The sequence below is a fragment of the Nocardioides sp. NPDC059952 genome (genome assembly GCF_042730435.1).
Lineage (GTDB): Bacteria > Actinomycetota > Actinomycetes > Propionibacteriales > Nocardioidaceae > Nocardioides.
Map to the genome: position 1 here is coordinate 133,123 of NZ_JBHWLY010000001.1, position 18,533 is coordinate 151,655.

20 protein-coding genes are annotated in these 18,533 nt (G+C 70.1%); 11 read left to right on the forward strand and 9 right to left on the reverse strand.

The features are described from left to right. The 3 genes from ACFV9G_RS00600 to ACFV9G_RS00610 all read right to left on the reverse strand — a co-directional run. Positions 1–1,159, reverse strand: a 1,159-nt coding sequence (locus ACFV9G_RS00600) for an MFS transporter (protein WP_378723830.1), incomplete at its 3' end; no start/stop codon positions are given. A gap of 170 nt (positions 1,160–1,329) precedes the next feature. Further along, the gene (locus ACFV9G_RS00605; protein WP_378723831.1) at positions 1,330–2,049 is read right to left on the reverse strand and encodes a maleate cis-trans isomerase; all 720 of its coding nucleotides are present in this window, start codon (positions 2,047–2,049) and stop codon (positions 1,330–1,332) included. Beyond that, on the reverse strand, positions 2,046–2,756 hold the full coding sequence (locus ACFV9G_RS00610) for an Asp/Glu/hydantoin racemase (RefSeq protein ID WP_378723832.1): 711 nt from the start codon (positions 2,754–2,756) through the stop codon (positions 2,046–2,048). Before ACFV9G_RS00610 ends, ACFV9G_RS00605 begins: the two co-directional genes overlap by 4 nt. A gap of 95 nt (positions 2,757–2,851) precedes the next feature. Here ACFV9G_RS00610 and ACFV9G_RS00615 point away from each other — a divergent pair, with 95 nt between their 5' ends. The 6 genes from ACFV9G_RS00615 (at position 2,852) to ACFV9G_RS00640 (ending at position 8,153) form a co-directional block, all read left to right on the forward strand. After that, complete coding sequence (locus ACFV9G_RS00615) at positions 2,852–3,847, forward strand: D-2-hydroxyacid dehydrogenase (protein WP_378723834.1); 996 nt, start codon at positions 2,852–2,854, stop codon at positions 3,845–3,847. Further along, positions 3,844–5,277, forward strand: a complete 1,434-nt coding sequence (locus ACFV9G_RS00620) for an amidase (RefSeq protein ID WP_378723836.1) — start codon at positions 3,844–3,846, stop codon at positions 5,275–5,277. Before ACFV9G_RS00615 ends, ACFV9G_RS00620 begins: the two co-directional genes overlap by 4 nt. Next, positions 5,274–5,786: a DUF3830 family protein gene (locus ACFV9G_RS00625; RefSeq protein ID WP_378723838.1), complete on the forward strand. Its 513-nt coding sequence runs from the start codon at positions 5,274–5,276 to the stop codon at positions 5,784–5,786. Before ACFV9G_RS00620 ends, ACFV9G_RS00625 begins: the two co-directional genes overlap by 4 nt. Positions 5,787–5,854: 68 nt before the next feature. Continuing rightward, a complete protein-coding gene (locus ACFV9G_RS00630; RefSeq protein WP_378723841.1) occupies positions 5,855–6,769 on the forward strand; it encodes a glucosyl-3-phosphoglycerate synthase in 915 nt (304 codons plus the stop codon). Next, positions 6,769–7,629, forward strand: coding sequence for a dihydropteroate synthase (folP, locus tag ACFV9G_RS00635; protein WP_378723842.1), 861 nt, complete (start codon positions 6,769–6,771; stop codon positions 7,627–7,629). The genes ACFV9G_RS00630 and folP overlap by 1 nt, the downstream gene beginning before the upstream one ends. Continuing rightward, the gene (locus ACFV9G_RS00640) at positions 7,626–8,153 is read left to right on the forward strand and encodes a hypothetical protein (RefSeq protein ID WP_378723844.1); all 528 of its coding nucleotides are present in this window, start codon (positions 7,626–7,628) and stop codon (positions 8,151–8,153) included. Before folP ends, ACFV9G_RS00640 begins: the two co-directional genes overlap by 4 nt. On the opposite strand, the gene ACFV9G_RS00645 is transcribed toward ACFV9G_RS00640, so the two are convergent. Continuing rightward, positions 8,096–8,725: a TetR/AcrR family transcriptional regulator gene (locus ACFV9G_RS00645; protein WP_378723847.1), complete on the reverse strand. Its 630-nt coding sequence runs from the start codon at positions 8,723–8,725 to the stop codon at positions 8,096–8,098. The genes ACFV9G_RS00640 and ACFV9G_RS00645 overlap by 58 nt on opposite strands. A 111-nt stretch (positions 8,726–8,836) precedes the next feature. Between ACFV9G_RS00645 and ACFV9G_RS00650 the strand changes: the two genes are divergently transcribed. Both ACFV9G_RS00650 and ACFV9G_RS00655 read left to right on the forward strand, forming a co-directional pair. Beyond that, positions 8,837–9,823 carry a hypothetical protein gene (locus ACFV9G_RS00650; RefSeq protein ID WP_378723849.1) on the forward strand — a complete coding sequence of 329 codons (987 nt, stop codon included), beginning with the start codon at positions 8,837–8,839 and terminating at the stop codon, positions 9,821–9,823. Between the two features lie 10 nt (positions 9,824–9,833). Then, positions 9,834–10,679 (forward strand): CHAD domain-containing protein, encoded by an 846-nt coding sequence (locus tag ACFV9G_RS00655; RefSeq protein WP_378723852.1) that lies wholly within the window; start codon positions 9,834–9,836, stop codon positions 10,677–10,679. A 1-nt stretch (position 10,680) separates the two neighbouring features. Here ACFV9G_RS00655 and vanX read toward each other — a convergent pair whose 3' ends face one another. The 3 genes from vanX to ACFV9G_RS00670 are packed head-to-tail and all read right to left on the reverse strand — an operon-like array spanning position 10,681 to position 13,377. Continuing rightward, a complete protein-coding gene (gene vanX / locus ACFV9G_RS00660) occupies positions 10,681–11,310 on the reverse strand; it encodes a D-Ala-D-Ala dipeptidase VanX (RefSeq protein WP_378723854.1) in 630 nt (209 codons plus the stop codon). Then, on the reverse strand, positions 11,307–12,347 hold the full coding sequence (gene vanA / locus ACFV9G_RS00665; protein ID WP_378723856.1) for a D-alanine--(R)-lactate ligase: 1,041 nt from the start codon (positions 12,345–12,347) through the stop codon (positions 11,307–11,309). The genes vanX and vanA overlap by 4 nt, the downstream gene beginning before the upstream one ends. Then, positions 12,340–13,377 carry a D-isomer specific 2-hydroxyacid dehydrogenase family protein gene (locus ACFV9G_RS00670; RefSeq protein WP_378723858.1) on the reverse strand — a complete coding sequence of 346 codons (1,038 nt, stop codon included), beginning with the start codon at positions 13,375–13,377 and terminating at the stop codon, positions 12,340–12,342. The genes vanA and ACFV9G_RS00670 overlap by 8 nt, the downstream gene beginning before the upstream one ends. Before the next feature lie 165 nt (positions 13,378–13,542). Between ACFV9G_RS00670 and murF the strand changes: the two genes are divergently transcribed. Then, a complete protein-coding gene (murF, locus tag ACFV9G_RS00675) occupies positions 13,543–14,871 on the forward strand; it encodes a UDP-N-acetylmuramoyl-tripeptide--D-alanyl-D-alanine ligase (RefSeq protein WP_378723860.1) in 1,329 nt (442 codons plus the stop codon). Here the strand turns inward: murF and ACFV9G_RS00680 are convergent. Together ACFV9G_RS00680 and ACFV9G_RS00685 are read right to left on the reverse strand one after the other, a co-directional pair. Beyond that, complete coding sequence (locus ACFV9G_RS00680) at positions 14,827–15,399, reverse strand: VanZ family protein (protein WP_378723862.1); 573 nt, start codon at positions 15,397–15,399, stop codon at positions 14,827–14,829. The genes murF and ACFV9G_RS00680 overlap by 45 nt on opposite strands. A gap of 82 nt (positions 15,400–15,481) precedes the next feature. After that, positions 15,482–16,612, reverse strand: a complete 1,131-nt coding sequence (locus tag ACFV9G_RS00685; RefSeq protein WP_378723864.1) for a lipid II:glycine glycyltransferase FemX — start codon at positions 16,610–16,612, stop codon at positions 15,482–15,484. An 85-nt stretch (positions 16,613–16,697) separates the two neighbouring features. Between ACFV9G_RS00685 and ACFV9G_RS00690 the strand changes: the two genes are divergently transcribed. Next, the gene (locus tag ACFV9G_RS00690; RefSeq protein WP_378723866.1) at positions 16,698–17,363 is read left to right on the forward strand and encodes a response regulator transcription factor; all 666 of its coding nucleotides are present in this window, start codon (positions 16,698–16,700) and stop codon (positions 17,361–17,363) included. A gap of 10 nt (positions 17,364–17,373) precedes the next feature. Continuing rightward, positions 17,374–18,533 (forward strand): sensor histidine kinase (locus ACFV9G_RS00695; RefSeq protein WP_378723868.1); only part of this gene is annotated, 1,160 nt, incomplete at its 3' end.

Sequence of the window (18,533 nt, forward strand, 5' to 3'; positions counted from 1 at the left end):
CGCCGAAGGCGGCGGTGGAGATGTTGTAGCCGATCGCCATGCCGCCGTAGCGCACCTGCGAGGGGAACATCGCCGGGAAGGTCGCCGAGATCGTCGCGAGCTGGGCGACGTAGACGATCCCCAGCACGGTGAACCCCAGGACTGCCGGCCAGAAGCCCTGGCCGATCAGGAGGAACATCGGGACCGACAGCACGATCAGCCCGATGAAGGACCCGCCCCACATCGGCTTGCGGCCGACCTTGTCCGAGAGCGATCCGGCGATCGGCAGGAAGACCAGCATCGCGACCTGTCCGAAGATGACCAGCAGGTCGGCGTCGGTGCTGTTGAAGCCGGCTTCCTCCTGCAGGTAGGTCGCCATGTAGGCCAGCAGCGTGTAGTTGGCGATGTTGAGCGCGGCGACCAGGCCGATCAGGGTGAGGATCGGCTTCCAGAACAGCGCGAAGAGCTCCTTCAGCGCGGCTCCGGCGCCGCTCTCGACCGCGTCCTGCGTCTCGAGCTCCTGGAAGACCGGCGTCTCCTCGAGCTTGGTCCGGATGTAGAGGCCGATGAGGCCGATCGGGCCACCGATCAGGAACGGGATGCGCCAGCCCCACTCGGTCATCGCTGCGTCACCGATGATCGACTCGGTGGTGAAGACGACGGCGATGGCGGCGGTGAAGCCGACGATGGTGCCGAACTCCAGGAAGCTGCCGTAGAACCCGCGCTTCTTGTCGGGTGCGCACTCGGCCATGTAGGTCGCGGCGCCGCCGTACTCGCCGCCGGTCGAGAATCCTTGGATCACTCGGAGGAGCACCAGGAGCACGATCGCCCAGACGCCGACGGTGTCGTACGTCGGCAGGCAGCCGACCAGGAAGGTCGCTCCGGCCATCAGGATGATCGTCATTGCAAGGACGCGTTGGCGCCCGATGCGGTCGCCGAGGGGTCCCCAGAAGATGCCGCCGAGCGGTCGCAGGATGAACGAGATCGCGAAGGTCAGAGCCGTGCCGGCGAAACCCGTCTCCGGGAAGAAGTTGGCGGTGATCTCGGTCGCGACGTAGGCGAAGGCGCCGTAGTCGAACCACTCGGTCGCATTGCCGACCGCTGAGCCGGTGATGGCTCTTCGAAGCTTCGATTTGTCGGGTTGTGCCTCGTCGGAGGGGATGGTTGGGGTTCCGGACATTTCTTCTCACCTATTCGGTGTGATTGATGGCTGGGGACCGCGTTTGACCCGCAGTGTCGACAGTAGGTTTGTCAACAATTCGCGCCACGTTAGCGCTGTCTGCGCGCCCTGGCTAGGGCGCGCGGAAGGTGGCGCGGGGTGTGGCGGATGGTTTATGTAAAGCCGCGACGCTACCTGAAGAGGGCTCCGAGCCCAGGCAGGGGGCGGGGTTTCCCGGCGAGTCGCAGACCCTCCCAGACGGTCACCTGGTTGGCCGTCAGCACAGGCTTCCCGAGGGCCTCCTCCAAGGTATCGATGCAGGTCAGCGTGTGCAGTGCGGTGTCGGGGACGAAGACGGCCTCGGCCTCGGGGACGTCGACGGCCAGGGTCATCTCCAAGACCGTGTCCGGGCCCAGGCGGCCGGCCTCGACGGCGGAGAAGATCCCGCTGGCGCCGAAGGAGACCACGTCGATCCCGCCCGCCCCGAGGAAGGAGCTGAAGTGTCCGGCCAGATCCTCGGGGTAGGAGGCGGCGACGGCGACCTTCCCGAGCCCGAGCGCCCGGGCCGCCTCGACGAACGCGATCGAGGTCGACGAGGCGGGGACGCCCACGCGCTCGCCGATCGCGGCCGCCTGGGCCGCGGCGCCGTCCCGGCCGTAGACGAAGCTGCCCGACGTGCATGCCCACATCACCGCGTCGGGGGAGTGGGCTGCGATCGCGTCGGCACCCTGCGCGAGCCGGGCCGCGGAGCCGGTGTCGAGCAGAGCCTCGACGGTGTGCTCGTCGCGACCCATGGAGGTGTGGACCAGGGGCAGCCAGATCGCACCGCCGAGCGCGTTCTCGAGCGCCGGGAAGTCGTCCTCGGCCGCGTAGCCGGGATAGAGCAGCCCGACGACCGGTGGCCGGGTCATGAGGCATGCCCCAACAGGTTCTCGGCGGCCGGCGGGGTGCGCCCGACCATCCGGAGCGCGGCTTCCATGGTCGCCCGGTTCGCGGAGATCACCGGCTTCCCGAGCTCTGCTTCGAGCCGGCCGATGATGTCGTACGTCGTGAGGTTCGTGCACGAGACGACGACCGCCTCGGCGGAGTCGGTGTCGGCTGCCCGCACCAGCTCGAGCGTGGTCTCGTAGGGAACCTCCCAGATGTGGTGACCCAGCCCGAGGTCGCCCGTGTTCACCACGGTGATCCCGGCCTCGGCCAGGAAGCTGCCGAACCGGGTGGCGAGCGCGACGTCGTAGGGGGTGGCGACCGCGACCCGGGAGACGCCGAGCGCGGAGAGCGACTCCAGCACGGCGCCGGAGGTGGTGATCGCGGGAGCGCCGCCGGCGCGGCTCATCGCCGCCGCCAGCCTGCGCTCGCCGTGCCGGCCGTGGACGAAGCTGCCGGAGGTGCAGGCGTAGACGTACGCGTGCGGGTCGGCGGCCGAGAGGTCGCGCACGGCCTGCTCGACGACCGTGGTCTCGCTGATCTCCTCGGCCATCTCGAGGGAGACCGCACGGTCGGTGTAGGGCGTCCGGTTGAAGAGCAGGCTCGTGTCAGGCGGTGCCCACCGCCATAGCTCGTGGTCGAGCACCATGTCATGGGGAACGATCACGGCGATGCGTACTGTCGGAGACATCGCACCTCGCTAGGATTGTTGACAATCTGCAATCTGCCCTCCTAGCGTATTCTCGGATTGTTGCCGAGGTGTGTCGAGTGCGACGGAGGATTTTCTTGGAGACGTCCCGGCGCCCCGTGATCACGATCCTCTGTCCGCCCGACGGCGGCAGACCCGCCGGCGTGGAGCGCCTGGAGGCGGATGCCGAGCTCATCTACACCGATGCCGCGAGCCTGGCTGACGCGCTTCGCGGAGCCGAGGCGCTGCTGCTGTGGGACTACTTCTCCGAGGCCGTCCGTCACGCCTGGCCGAGCACCGGCTCGCTGCGCTGGATCCATGTCGCCGCCGCGGGGGTCGACAAGCTGCTGTTCCCGGACCTGGTCGGCTCCGACGTGGTCGTCACCAACGCCCGCGGCATCTTCGACCGGGCGATGGCGGAGTTCGTGCTCGGCTCGATCCTGGCGGTGGCCAAGGACATCCACCTCAGCCACGACCTGCAGTCGGCCCGGAAGTGGCTCCGCCGCGAGACCCGGCTGATCAGCGCCGAGACCGCGCTCGTGGTCGGCACCGGCGCGATCGGTGGCGAGACGGCCCGGCTGCTGCGCGCGGCCGGGATGGACGTACGCGGCGCCGGCCGCACCGCCCGCACCGGTGATCCCGACTTCGGTGAGGTCTTGGCGAGCACCGACCTGGCCGCACACGTCGGCTGGGCCGACCACGTCGTCATCACGGCCCCGCTGACCCCCGCGACCCGTGGCCTGATCAGCGCGGACGTGCTCGCGGCGATGAAGCCGGGCAGCCACCTGGTCAACGTCGGGCGCGGGCAGATCGTGGATGAGGGCGCGCTCGTCTCCGCTCTCCGTGACGGCCCGGTCGCCGCGGCCTCCCTGGACGTCTTCGAGGTCGAGCCGCTGCCGGCCGAGAGCCCGTTGTGGACGATGCCGGGCGTCGCGGTCTCGGCGCACATGTCCGGCGACTACAAGGGCTGGCGAGAGGCGCTGGCGGACCAGTTCGTCGACAACGCCCGGCGCTGGCTCAGCGGCCGGCCGCTGCTGAACGTCGTCGACAAGCGGCGCGGCTTCGTCGTCGCGGAGCAGGGGGAGAGGTCATGACCGACCCTAGGACCGCGTCCGGGCTCAGCGCCATGACCGCCGCCGAGCTGGTGGCCGGCTATCGCTCGGGCGCCTTCACGCCGCTCGACGTGACGCGGTCGGTGCTCGACACGATCGAGGAGCGCGATGCCGCGGTGAACGCGTTCGTCCGGGTCGATCCCGATGGCGCGCTGGCACAGGCGACCGCGTCCACCGAGAGGTGGAGGGCCGGGCATCCGCTCGGCATCGCCGACGGCGTACCGACCTCGGTCAAGGACATCTTGTGGACCGCAGGAGCGCCGACGATCCGCGGCACCTGGCTCATCGACGAGGCCGGCCCGTGGCCCGAGGACGCTCCCGCGGTCGCGCGGCTGCGCGAGGCCGGTGCCGTGATCACCGGGAAGACGACGACTCCCGAGTTCGCCTGGAAGGGCGTCACCGACTCGCTCCGATACGGCTCCACCGGCAACCCCTGGGACCCGGCTCTGACCTCGGGCGGTTCCAGCGGCGGTGCCGCCGCGGCGGTCGGTCTCGGCATGGGCCCGTGGGCGCTCGGCACCGACGGCGGCGGCTCGGTCCGGATCCCGGCCTCGTTCACCGGCACGGTGACCATCAAACCGACCTACGGACTGATCCCGCTCTATCCCGCCAGCCCCTTCGGCACCCTCTCGCACGCCGGACCGATGACCCGGACCGTGACCGACGCGGCGGCGCTGCTCGACGTGGTCGCCGGCTTCGACTCCCGCGACTGGTCGGCGATGCCGACCCCGGGAGGCTCCTTCCTGACCGGCCTGGACGGCGGCGTCGAAGGGTTGAGGATCGGATTCTCGCCCACGCTCGGGTACGTCGAGAACGACCCGGAGGTCGAGCGGCTGGTCCGCGAGGCGGTCGCGGTGCTCGAGTCCGAGGGTGCCCGGGTCGACGAGGTCGACCCCGGCTTTTCCGACCCGGTCGACGCGTTCGACGTGCTCTGGTTCTGCGGCGCGGCGAAGGTGCTCGACGCCTACCCGCCCGGCGCGATCGAACGGATCGACCCGCTGCTGCGCGAAGGCATCGAGACCAAGGGCCGCGGCTCCGCCGCCGACTACCTGGACGCCACCGCGGTCCGGATGGACCTCGGCCGGCTGATGGGTCGGTTTCACGAGACGTACGACCTGCTGGTCACCCCGACCATGCCGATCACCGCCTTCGAGCGCGGGCTGCAGGCGCCCCAGGGCTGGCACTCGCAGTGGTGGCCGAGCTGGACGCCCTACACCTACCCCTTCAACATGACCCAGCAGCCGGCGGCGAGCGTGCCCTGCGGCACCACCGAGGCGGGACTGCCCGTCGGCCTCCAGATCGTCGGTGCCCGCCACGGCGACGCCCGGGTGCTGCGGGCAGCGCGGGCCTACGAGCGGGCCAGCGGTGAGCTGTTCGTCCGACCTGTCGACAATCCACGAGGAGCCCGATGAGCCGCTACATCACCGTCACCCTCGAGCGCCGCGGTGTCTCCTGCCTCGCCCGCCTGCTCGACGAGGAGGCACCACGCACCGCCGGCGCCGTGTGGGACGCGCTGCCGCTCGGCGGCCAGGTATTCCACGGCAAGTACGCCCGCAACGAGATCTACAACCTCGTGCCCGCCTTCGCGGCGAAGGAGCCCGGCAAGGAGAACACGACGGTCACCCCGATCCCCGGGGACCTGTGCTACTTCGCCTTCTCCTCCGACGACCTCGGCAACCCGTCCTACGGCTACCCGGAGGACCGCGGGCCGGGGGCGATGACGGAGATCGTCGACCTCGCCCTCTTCTACGGCCGCAACAACCTGCTCATCAACGGCGACCAGGGATGGGTGCCGGGCAACGTCTTCGGCACGGTCGTCGACGGCCTCGAGGAGATGGCGCAGGCCTGCCAGGACGTCTGGATGAACGGCGCCACCGAGGAGACCCTCACCTTCGCGCGCTCGCACGAGGACACGCAGTAGCCGACGGCCGGGCCGTACGGACCGGGTATCGATCCGGTGTTCGAGGACACCGTCGATAGGGTTTGGACATGTCGTGGTCGCAGAGCAACACCCATCACTGGGACGACTGGTCGCTCACCGACCTCGTCGCGGCCAAGCAGGGGCAGCGGGTGAGCCTCGTGGTCCCGGCGCGCAACGAGGCCGCGACCGTCGGAGGCCTGGTCGACAAGCTGCGCACCAGCCTGATGGAGACCTCGGATCTGGTCGACGAGCTCGTCGTCATCGACTCGGACTCCTCCGACGACACCGCGCGGATCGCCGCCGACGCCGGAGCCGACGTCTACGCCTCGGCAGCGATCCGGCCCGAGCTCGGCTCCTATCCCGGCAAGGGCGAGGCGATGTGGAAGTCGCAGTTCGTGACCACCGGCGAGCTGATCGTCTTCATGGACGCCGACCTGACCGACTGGGACACCCATTTCGTACGCGGCCTGGTCGGCCCTCTTGTCAACAATCCGACGATCGAGCTGGTCAAGGGCTTCTACCGGCGCCCGGGGGAGCACGGTCTCGACGGTGGCCGGGTCACCGAGCTCGTCGCCCGCCCGCTTCTGGCCCTCCACCGCACGCCGCTGCGCGACCTGATCCAGCCGCTCGCGGGGGAGTGGTCGATCCGGCGCTCGCTGTTCGAGCGGCTGCGGGTCCCGACCGGCTACGGCGTGGAGCTCGCCGCCCTCGTCGACACGCTGGACATGCGCGGGATGGACGCGATCGCCCAGGTCGACCTCGGCCAACGCGACCACAGTCACCAGGACCTCTTCGACCTCGGCCTGATGGCGACCCAGATCGTGGGCATGATGTCGCGCCGCCTCGGCACCGGCCCGGCGGGCGAAGACGTCGAGATGCGGCAGTACATCCCGATCGACGGGTCGACCAAGGTCGTCGACCGTTCCGTGAGCCTCCTGGAGCGGCCACCGCTGCGCGACGGCTCGGACGGTAGGGTCGCCTGATGCTGCGCCTGGGACGACATGCCTTCGGTGAGGACGAGGCGCTGATGATGGCGATCGTCAACCGCACCCCGGACTCGTTCTTCGACAAGGGAGCGACCTGGGCCGAGGACGCGGCCTTCGAGCGCGTACGCCTGGTGGCTTCCCAGGGCGCGGAGATCGTCGACATCGGCGGGATCAAGGCGGCCCCCGGCGCGGAGATCGGCGCCGCGGAGGAGAAGGCCCGCGTGGTGGACTTCGTCGCCCGGGTGCGCGAGGAGTTTCCGGCGCTGGTGATCTCGGTGGACACCTGGCGCGCCGAGGTCGGCGACGCGGTGTGCGCGGCCGGCGCCGATCTCCTCAACGACGCCTGGGGCGGGGCCGACCCGGAGCTCGTCGACGTCGCCGCGGCCCACGGCGCCGCGATCGTGTGCACCCACACCGGAGGCGTGACGCCGCGGACGCGGCCCTACCGGATCGAGTACGACGACGTGGTCCGTGCCGCGATCGACGACACCCTGGGCTACGCCCAGCGTGCCCTGGACGCCGGCGTCGCCAAGGACTCGATCGTGATCGACCCGGCCCACGACTTCGGGAAGAACACCTTCCACTCCCTCGAGATCACCCGCCGGCTCGGAGAGATGGTCGCGACCGGCTGGCCGGTGCTGGTCTCGCTCTCCAACAAGGACTTCGTGGGGGAGACGCTCGACCTGCCGGTCGGAGAGCGCCTCCTCGGCACCCTGGCCGCGACCACCGTCTGCGCGATGGCCGGCGCCCGGATCTACCGGGTCCACCAGGTGCCGGAGACCCGGCAGACCGTCGACATGGCCTGGACGATCGCCGGGCGGCGACTTCCGGCGCGAGCGATCAGGGGGCTGCAGTGACTCGAGTGGCGCTGGTTCCGGGATGCCTGGCCCTGCTGCCGGAGTACGCCTCGCTCGACGACCCCGTCGACGAGCTCCGCGCGGCCTGCCTGGCCGCGGTGGCCTGGCTGGGTGAGGACGTACGCGTGATCGCGGGTGCGCAGGGGGACCGGGTGGCCTCCTCGCTGCTGGCCGAGGTCGGCACGGCTCCGGTGAGCAGCGGCGAGGCGGCGTACCTCATCGTCGGCAACGGCTCAGCCAGCCGCAGCGAGAAGGCGCCGGGTCACCTCGACCCACGGGCGGCAGGGTTCGACGACGTGCTCGGCACGGCCCTGGCGACGCCTGATCCCGCGGCGCTCCGAGCTCTGGATCTCGGGCTGGCTGAGGAGCTCTGGGCCGACGTCGGCCCGATCGTGGAGGCGGCGGAGCTGCTGGGTGGTGTGCGGGCGGTGGCGGTCGACTACGACGACGACCCCTACGGCGTGCGCTACTGGGTCGCCCGCTGGGAAGGTCCGCTGAGCAGGTCGGCGAGTCCGGCCGCGTAGACCTGCGGGGTGACGTCGCCCATCATGATCCGCTGCAGGATGAAGCCGGGCAGCAGGCCGGTGAGGACCATCGCGATCCGCTCGGGGTCGGCGTCGCTGCCGACGAGGCCGGACTCGATGGCGCTCTCCGCGTAGGTGCGCCAGGAGGCGCGGATCCGGCGGGCCTCCGGTGCCATGACGGCGTGGATCTCCGGGTCGCGTGCGGCCTCGGCCCAGGTCTGCATGGCGATCCGCGGGAGGTCGACGCCGAGGTGGTCGGCGAGGTCCAGGAGGTGCTGGGTGGCCGCCTCGATCGCCTGCTCGGGCGGGGGAGTGCTCTGGTCCGAGTCCTTCTCGGGGATGAGGCGCTGGATCGCGGCGGCGATCCCGGTCAGGCCGGACTCGGCGATCGCCCGGATGATGTCGTTCTTGCCGCGGAAGTAGGTGTAGACGGAGCCGGCGGAGAGGCCGGACTCCTCGACGACCGCGGCCATCGTGGTCTTGTGGAAGCCGTCGCGCTCCACGCAGCGGAGCATGGCCGCGATGATCTGCTGGCGCTTCTCGGCGCGGTGCTCGTCGCTGATCTTCGGCATGCCCGAAGCATACAGCAAAAGAAAACGAATGTTCATTCTTGATAAATCCCGAGGGAAGGAGGAGAGTTCTCCCAAAGAGAATGAACATTCGTTTTTCAAGAAGGAATCGACATGTCCAAGTCAGTGAAAGCCGTGATCGGGATCAGCCTCGGCCTGGTCGCCCTGCTCACCCTGCTCATCACCGCGTTCGCCTGGCCCTCCAGCGAGATCGAGCCACGCGCCCTACCGTTGGCCGTTGCCGGTCCGGAGCCGGCGGTCGCCCAGATCGAGACGCAGCTCGCCGCCACCGCGGGGGAGGATGCCTTCGAGGTCACCGCCGTCGCCGACCGGGACGCGGCGGTGGAGGCGATCGAGGACCGTGAGGTGTACGGCGCGATCGTCGTCGGCCCCGAGGGCCAGGAGGTGCTGACCGCGTCTGCCGCCAGTGCCAACGTCGCCCAGCAGCTCACCGCGATGGCAACGGCGATGGGCGCCGAGACCGGCACCCCGCCGACGGTGACCGACGTCGTGGCCGCCCCCGAGGACGACCCGCGTGGGCTCGTCTTCGGCACGGCCGCGCTGCCCCTCGCGCTCGGCGGCATCATGGCCGGCGCGATCACCTCGCTGGCGCTCAAGCGCACCCGCGACCGTGTCGCCGCCGCGTTCCTGATCGCCGTCGGAGGGGGTCTGACGATGACCGGAGTCATCCAAGGCTGGCTCGGCGCTCTCGAGGGCGACTACCTCCTCAACGCGGGCGTCGTCGCACTCGGCATCCTCGCGGTCGCGCTCCCGATCATCGGCCTGCGTCACTTCATCGGCATGGCCGGGGTCGGAATCATGGCCCTGCTGATCATGCTGGTCGGCAACCCGCTCTCCGGCATCTCCTCGGCCCCGGAGATGATCCCGTTCGGCTGGCTCGGGCAGCTCCTGCCCCCGGGCGCGACCGGATCGGCGCTTCGTGGCCTGTCCTTCTTCGACGGTGCCGGTGTCACGACCCCGCTGATCGTGCTCGTCTGCTGGGCCGGTGCCGGTCTGCTCCTCACCCTCCTCCCGCACCGTGAGAAGGCCGGCTCCGAGGCCGAGCAGGAGACGGGTGACCTCGAGCCCGTCGCAGGGTAGAACTGTAGGGATGAGCCAGTCCCCTCACGAGCCGGTCGGTGAGTGGTGGCGCGACCAGGTGGTCGCGCTCCACCGCTGGGGCCGGCTCGTGCTGCGTGACGAAGACGACTCCGTCCATCAGATGCGCGTGACCGTACGCAGGCTGCGCAGCGTCCTGGCGACGTACCGTCCCTTCCTCGACCAGGAGCGGAGCGAGCCACTCCGGGAGGAGCTGAAATGGCTCGGCGCCCTCCTCGGAGAGATACGCGACGCAGAGGTGCTCCGCGGACGGCTGCGGCGCTGGGCGGCCAAGCACGGCCCGGGGCCCACCAGTGTCGACGAGCTCCGGGCGGCACTCGCCGAGCGCCAGTCCCAGGGGCGCGAGCTGTTGCTGCCGGAGCTGGACGGCGACCGCTATCGCACGCTGAGCGCGGCCCTCGCCACCGGTCTGCCCTGGTCGGAGGCGCTCCCGGGCAAGAAGGCTCTGCGCAAGCGGCTCCGCCGCGGCTGGCGGCGACTGACGGCCGCGGCCGACGCGGCGGAGGACGCCGGCGATGCCGCCGAGCGTCACCGGCGCCTCCACGAGGTGCGGAAGAAGGCCAAGCGGGTCCGCTACGCAGCCGAGTCGCTGCGAGAGGTCTTCGGCAAGGACGCCGAGCGCCTCGCGAAGGCCGCCAAGTCGATCCAGTCGAACCTCGGCGACCTCAACGACGCCGCGGTCATGATCGGGACGATCCAGCTGGTCCCGGCGCCCGATGAGGCCGTCCGCGAGCTCCTGGCGGTCGAGCAGGCGGCCGCCGACGAGGCCGAAAAACGGTTCGCCCGGGTCTGGAAGAAGGCGAACCGTCCGAAGGCCGTCGGGTGGCTGAGTCCCTGAGTCAGCAGGCCGGGTTCGATCCGACGGGAAAGTCGAAGTAGGTGTCGGGGTAGGGCTCCTCGACCAGCGAGTAGTGCCACCACTCGCTGTCGTAGCGGCTGAACCCGCACGACTCCATCACCAAGCACAGGTGCGACCGGTTGCGAGCCGCGACCTCGGAGACACCGGCCGCGCCGTGATGGGAGATCTCGTCCATCAGGTCGTGGTCACCACCCATGTCCAGCAGCTCGCCCGAGGCCAGGGAGAAGAGGGTCAGGTCGACGGTGCTGCCGCGGCTGTGGCCGGACTTCGTGGCGACGTACCCCTTCTCGAACATCTCCGGCCGGGTGATCGCGGGGTAGTGCACAGGCTTGCGGGGATCGTCGTCCCCGGCGGGCTCCTCGGCCCAGCGCAGGAACGCGTCGACGGCCCGCTGGGGGCGGTAGCCGTCCCACAGCAGGATCCCGAACCCGAGCGCGGCGGCCTTGTCCCGAGCCTGCGCGAGCGCAACACACAGCTCGCGGGTCCCGACGATCCGGTTGACCAGGTAGCCGTCGACAGGCTTGCCGGTGAAGTTGTCCCAGGTGGCGTACTTGGCATCCCAGCGGATGCCCGGCGCCAGCTCGTCGACGAAGCCGAAGCCCTCCCTCATCGCGGGCTCTCCTCGAGCGCCAGAGTGACCGCGCGGTCGAGGAACTCGGTCATCGAGATCCCGGCCGCGGCCATCATCCGCGGGTAGCGGCTGTAGGAGGTGAGCCCGGGCAGGGTGTTGACCTCGTTGAGCACCACTGTCCCGTCGGCTTTGAGGAACATGTCGACCCGCGCCAGTCCGCGGCAGCCCAGCGCCCGGTAGACCCGCTGCGCCTCGGTCCTGACCAGCTCCTGCGCCTCGGCCGGAATGTCGGCGGGCACGATGAACGTCGCGTTCTCCGAGCCGGTCTCGGGGGCGTCCTCCTGGTGGATCTTGAAGAAGCCGTGCGTGAGCGCGACGTGGTCGACCTCGCCGGTGACCAGCTCGGCGCCGTTGCCGAGGATCGCGCAGCCGATCTCCTCGGCGACGACCCCCTCCTCGACGAGCACCTTGTCGTCGTACCGTCGCGCCGTCGCCACCGCCTCGTCCAGCTCTGCGGCCGAGGTCACCTTGCTGACGCCGAACGAGGACCCGGAGCGGGCCGGCTTCACGAAGACCGGATAGGGGAGTACGCCGGGGTCGATCTCGTCACCCGGGACGAGGGTCCAGAAGTTCGGCGTCGGGATCCCTGCCTCGCCGACGACCGTGTAGGCCAGCGACTTGTCCATGCACAGCGCCGAGCTCTGCACGTCGCAGCCGACGTACGGGATCCCGGACAGCTCGAGAAGCCCCTGGATCGCGCCGTCCTCGCCGAGCTTGCCGTGCAGGACCGGGAGAACGACGTCGAGCCGGATCGTCTCGTAGGACTCACCGTCGAGGACGAGCAGGCCGTGGACGCTGCGGTCGGGGGAGAGCACGACCGGACGGTGCGCACCGTCCTCCCAGCTCGCCTCGGGGCCGTTGCACAGGCGCCAGTCACCGCTCTTGGTGATGCCGATCCAGTAGGCCTCGTACGTGTCGGCGTCGAGGAACCTGGCGACCTCCTGCGCGGACTTCACGGAGACGGGGTGCTCCTCGAAGACGCCGCCGAAGATGATGCCGACCTTGAGCTTAGACATGCGGAAACCTGCTTTCGAAGTCACGACAGTTGATGATGGAGTTCTCGACCGTGTCCATGAGGGCATGGTCGGTGAAGTAGGCGATATGGGGGCTGACCAGCACATTCGGCATCTCCTGGAGCCGTGCCAGCCAGCCGTTGGGGAGCTCGCGTCCGCGGAGGTCGGCATAGAAGATGCCCTCCTCGCCCTCGATGACGTCCAGCGCCGCACCGCCCAGCCGGCCCTCGTCGAGCGCGTCGATGAGCGCCGGCGTCTCGACGAGCGCGCCGCGACCGGTGTTGACGACGTACGCACCGGGGCGCATCCGGTCGATGCGCCGCCGGTCGAGGAGATGGTGCGACTCCTGGGTGAGTGGCGCGTGCAGCGTGACGATGTCGCTGCGCTCGACCAGCGTGTCCAGGTCGACGTGCTCGGCCCCCTCGGCCGCGGGCCGGGGACGGACGTCATGGGCGAGTACGTCGCAGCCGAATCCACGCAGCCGGTCGATGACCGCCGTGCCGATCCGTCCGGTTCCGACCACACCGACGGTCAGGTCTCGCAGTTCGCGGCCCCGCGCGGCCTCCGGACTGTAGTCGTGGGTGTCGGTGCGCCGGATCGTCGACTTCGCGCGGCGCACCGACATGAGCATCAGCATCAGCGTGTAATCAGCCACGGAGTCGGGTGAATAGGAGACGTTTCCGACCGTTATCCCGATGCTTGCCGCGAAGTCGACATCGATGTGGTTGAAACCCACGCTTCGCGTCGAGATATACCGGACACCACCTTTATGCAGAGCGAGAAGCGTCGCGTTCGATATCGGCGACTTATGGCTGACGCTGATGCACCGGTCTCCGGCGGCGAGGGTGGCGTTGTCCTCGGAGACGGGCTCGGTCGTGGTCTTCAACGAGACCCCGAGACCTGGTGCCAGGGAGTCGAAAAGGAGGCTCTCATCAGGGGCGCAGCCGTAGACCGTGATCCCGGTGGTCGGCGAGATCGCGGTCTGCTCCATCGGCTCGGTCGGGGCCGCCAGGGTCGGCTCTTGGTAGATCATCCAGGCCAGCAAACCTCAGGATCGGTTGCGGTCCCGTATGGAATTTCTGATATGCCGACGATAGGTGGATCGACGCGCCGGGCAGAGTTATCGTCCGTATATCGATTAGCGGATACACGCCGGCAACGTGGGATTTCGAAGACTGAGGGGATGATTCCCCTCAGCTTGGACGAAATCGCCTCGTTGCTCGGCGGGAAGGTCGTCGGCGACGGCTCGGTGACCGTGATCGCGCCGGCCGTGATCGATGGTCGCGAGGCCGACCCGGGCGGCCTCTTCGTCGCGTTCGCGGGCGAGCACACAGACGGCCACGAGTACGCACCACAGGCGGCCGAGGCCGGTGCGGTCGCCGTGCTCGGCTCCCGCCCGACGGCGCTCCCGACGGTCGTCGTCGACGACGCGCAGGCAGCGCTGCAGCGGCTGGCCGCCCACGTCGTCGCGCTGCTGCGCGAGGAGCTGACCGTCGTCGCGATCACCGGCTCCCAGGGCAAGACCAGCACCAAGGACATGATCGCCGCTGTGCTCTCGAGCGCGGCACCGACCGTCGCGACTTCCGGCTCGTTCAACAACGAGCTCGGCGTACCTCTCACGATGCTGCGTGCCGACGCGACCACCAGATTCCTGGTCCTGGAGATGGGCGCCCGCCACATCGGCGACATCGCCGATCTGACCGGTCTGGTCGCGCCGGACATCGCTGTCGTCACCAACGTCGGCCAAGCCCACCTGGGCGAGTTCGGGTCGCGCGAGGCGATCGCCGTGGCCAAGAGCGAGCTGGTGCGTGGGCTGGCGCCCGGCGGCACGGCGGTGCTCCATGCCGAGGACCAGCGGGTGCTCGCCATGGGCGACCTCACCGACGGACCGGTGCTGGCCTTCGGCGCGGGAGACACGGCCGACGTACGCATTCGGGACCTGTCTCTCGACCGCCTCGGCCGGCCCTCGTTCACCGTTCACCATGCCGGCGAGAAGGCGGTCGTCACGCTCCCGTTCGTCGGTGCCCACTGGACGCTCAACGCCGCGGCCGCCGCGGCGGCCGGGCTGGCCGCCGGGGTCCCGCTCGAGCAGGCCGCGACCGCGCTGAACACCGCCTCGATCTCGAAGTGGCGCATGGAACTGCACGCCCTGTCCAACGGTGCGACGCTCCTCAACGACTCCTACAACGCCAACCCCGAGTCCACCCGCGCCGGCCTGGACGCGCTCGCCTCGATCGACGCCGGGCGCCGCATCGCCGTGCTCGGCGAGATGCTCGAGCTCGGCGAGACCAGCCGCGACGCGCACCACGAGATCGGGACGTACGCGGCCACCCGGGCCGACCTCGTCGTCACCGTGGGCGAGGCCGCCGCCGTCATCGCCGACGGTGCGGGGGAGAAGGCCGTGGCCCTGCCCGACAACGCCGCCGCGATCGGCTGGCTGCTGAGCCACCTCGCCCCCGGCGACGTGGTGCTCGTCAAGGCTTCACGCGGAGCCCACCTCGACCAGGTCGCGGGGGCGCTGAGCTGAGATCTGGCGGCGACGGCGCCACCAGGGCCACGACAGGATCGCGGCCACGGTGGCGCCGCCGGCGTTGAGGATCACGTCGTCGACCGAGGAGACCCGGCCGATCGGCAGCACGTGCTGCAGGACCTCGATCGACACCGAGGCCGCGGTCGCCAGCACCAGGACCCGCCACACCGAGCGCAGCGCCGGGAAGCGGATGGGGCCGAAGAAGCCCAGCGCGGCGAAGATCAGCAGGTTGCCGACCAGCCCGACGGGTCCCATCGTCGCCATGTCCTCGAAGGGCACCAGGCTCACGTTGCCCGACAGGATGCCGTTGTTGCCCGGCAGCAGGGTCAGCAGCACACCTGGCACGGTGCCGTAGACGATGGCGACCTCCGCCAGCGAATGGCGCCAGGCCCTCCGCCACGCGACCCCGAAGACCCGGCGCAGCGCCGCCAGCACCGGAATTGCGAGCACAGCTACCGGAAACGCCAGCATCGTCAGCAGGACCACGCCCGTCTCGGTCAGCGTCCCCGATTGGTTCACGATCATGCGATTCCCCCGTTACCTCGTGTTGTGGAACCTAGCCGCCGGAGCCAGCCGTTCCATGAGCATTCGCTGTGCACTTGCTGTGTCAGCGGGCCCGCCGCCTCATGTAGAGGTCGAAGGCGCGGTAGACGATCGGCCGCAGCGGCAGGTCCCACTCGCCGACGTACCTCACCGCCTGTCCGCCGGTGCCGACCTTGAACTGGACCAGCCCGACGTGCGGGTCGTCGGCGGACAGGGTCGGGGTGATGCCACGCAGGTCGTAGCCGTCGCAGCCGGCGGCCAGGGAGTCGCGGATCATCGCCCACTGGCAGGCGTTGGAGCCGCGTACGTCCCGCTTCTCGGTCGAGGAGGCGCCGTAGACGTACCAGGCGTGGGTGCCGACGCGGACGTAGATCGTCGCGGCCACCAGGTCGCCGTCGTGACGGGCGAGGTAGAGCCTGATCCGCCCGGGATCCTCGGACGCCAGCGCCGTGAACATCTTCTCGAAGTAGGCCAGCGGCCGCGGCGTGAAGTGGTCCCGCTCGGCGGTGTGGACGTAGAGGTCGTGGAAGGCCTTCAGGTCCTCGCCGCCGGCGGAGGTGGTGACCTCGACGCCGGCCTTGGCGGCCTTCTTGATGTTGCGCCGCCAGAGCTGGTTCATCCCGGCGAGCACGTCGTCCTCGGACCGGGCGGTCCCGTCCGGGTGCCGCAGCGGGATCTCGTACGTGAACTGCGGCTGCCCCGCCCCGAACCCGTCCTCGGGGTTCTGCGGGATCCAGCCGGAGTCGCGCAGAAAGCGGGTCACCTCGGCGCCGACCGGATCGGGCCGCCCCGGGAGGTCGGTAAGCCGCAGGACGTCGGGGTCGGCGACGCCCGCCTTGACCTGTGCCGCGTCCCAGGTGCCGGTGGGCACCGGGGGAGCGACCCGGATCGCGAACGCGCCCTGCGAGCGCAGGTAGGCGACCAGCGGCGGGAACCAGACGGTGAGCGCGCCGGCCCAGTCGATGTCGGGACCCCACGGCAGGTAGGCCAGCGTGTAGCCCAGCTTCGGGACCGGCCGGTGCAGCACCAGCGCGGTCCCGGCGAGCCGGTCGCCGGCGTACCAACCCAGCGACTCGCTGCGCCACTCGGTCTTCACCTCGGCCCAGGCGGGGGTCTGCAGGAAGCTGACCGATCGCCGCGACCGGACGTGGTCGAGGTGCTCGGCGGACGTGATCGGTCGGACAGTGAAGGTCACCGTGCCAGTCAACGCGTGCCGATGTCGTCAGGGCGTATGGCCTTTCGGATACGTCGGCGATATGTCATCAACCTAGGATCAGAGCATGCGGGTGCTGGTGGTCGAGGACGAGCCGTTGATGGCTGGAGCGATCCGGGATGGGCTGCGGCTGGAGGCGATCGCCGCCGACATCGCGGGCGACGGCGACACGGCGCTGGAGCTGTTGAGCGTCAACGCCTACGACATCGCCGTGCTCGACCGCGACATCCCCGGGCCCTCGGGGGACGAGGTCGCCAAGCGGATCGTCGCCTCCGGCACCGGGATGCCGATCCTGATGCTCACCGCGGCCGATCGCCTCGACGACAAGGCCTCCGGGTTCGAGCTCGGCGCCGACGACTACCTGACCAAGCCGTTCGAGCTGCGTGAGCTCGTGCTGCGGCTTCGGGCACTCGACCGGCGGCGCGCGCACAACCGGCCACCGGTGCGGGAGATCGCCGGCCTGAGGGTCGACCCGTTCCGGCGCGAGGTCTACCGCGAGGGCCGCTACGTGGCGCTGACCCGCAAGCAGTTCGCGGTGCTCGAGGTGCTCGCCGGCGCCGAGGGCGGCGTGGTCAGCGCCGAGGAGCTCCTGGAGCGGGCCTGGGACGAGAACGCCGACCCCTTCACCAATGCCGTACGCATCACCGTCTCCGCCCTGCGCAAACGTCTGGGCGAGCCCGCGATCATCGCCACTGTGCCGGGCGTCGGATACCGGATCGATGTCGATTCCTAGACGTCCCGGGATGAGCGTCCGGCTCAAGCTGACGCTCAGCTATGCCGGGGTCATCGTGGTCACCGGGGTGCTGCTGCTCGCGGTGGTGTGGGTCTTCCTGCTGCGCTACGTCCCCGACGGGGTGTGGATGGAGTGGCCGCAGCAGCCGGGGAGGCCGAGTGCGCCCTTCGTGCCGAACCGCTCCGACCTCGAGCGGGCCTTCGCTCCGCGGGCGGCGACGATGATGGGGTTCCTGGTCGTGTTCGGGCTGGTGGGAGGCTGGATCCTCGCCGGCCGGATGCTGGCCCCGCTGACGAAGATCACCGAGGCCACGCGTACGGCCGCGGACGGGTCGCTCTCGCACCGGATCGCGCTCGCGGGCCCCGGCGACGAGTTCCGTGAGCTCGCCGACGGCTTCGACGACATGCTCGCAAAGCTCGAGTCGCAGGTGGCCGAGCAGCAGCGGTTCGCGGCCAACGCCTCCCACGAGCTGCGCACCCCACTCGCCATCACGCAGACGCTCCTCGACGTCGCGACCAAGGACCCGAACCGCGATGTCGACGAGCTCCTCGACCGGCTGCGCCTGATCAACTCCCGCGCGATCGACCTCACCGAGGCACTCCTCGTGCTCAGCCGCGCCGACCAGCGCTCCTTCGTCCGTGAGCCGGTCGACCTGTCGCTGGTCGCCGAGGAGGCGGTCGAGGCACTCCTGCCGCTGGCCGAGCGGCGTGGCGTGCGGATCGAGACCTCCGGCGACCAGGCGTCGGTCAGCGGGTCACCCGCCCTGCTGCTGCAGGTCGCGACCAACCTGATCCACAACGCGATCGTCCACAACCTGCCCGAGGACGGGTCGGTGTCGGTCACCATCACCGCCCACGAGAAGAGCGTGGTCCTCACCGTGGCCAACACCGGCGAGGAGCTCTCCCGCGAGCTGGTCGCCACGCTCACCGAGCCGTTCCAGCGAGGCACCCAGCGCATCCACGGCGACCAGGCCGGTGTCGGGCTCGGCCTGGCGATCGTCAAGAGCATCACCCGCGCCCACGACGGAAACCTCGCCGTCCTCGCCCGCCCCGGCGGCGGGCTACGCGTCTCCGTCGAGCTGCCCGCGGCGTCGGGGGGTGGGGGGGGTGGGGTGTGGGGGTGTTTTGGAGAGGAGAAGTACAAAACACCGAAAGGCGCAGGCGGGGGCGA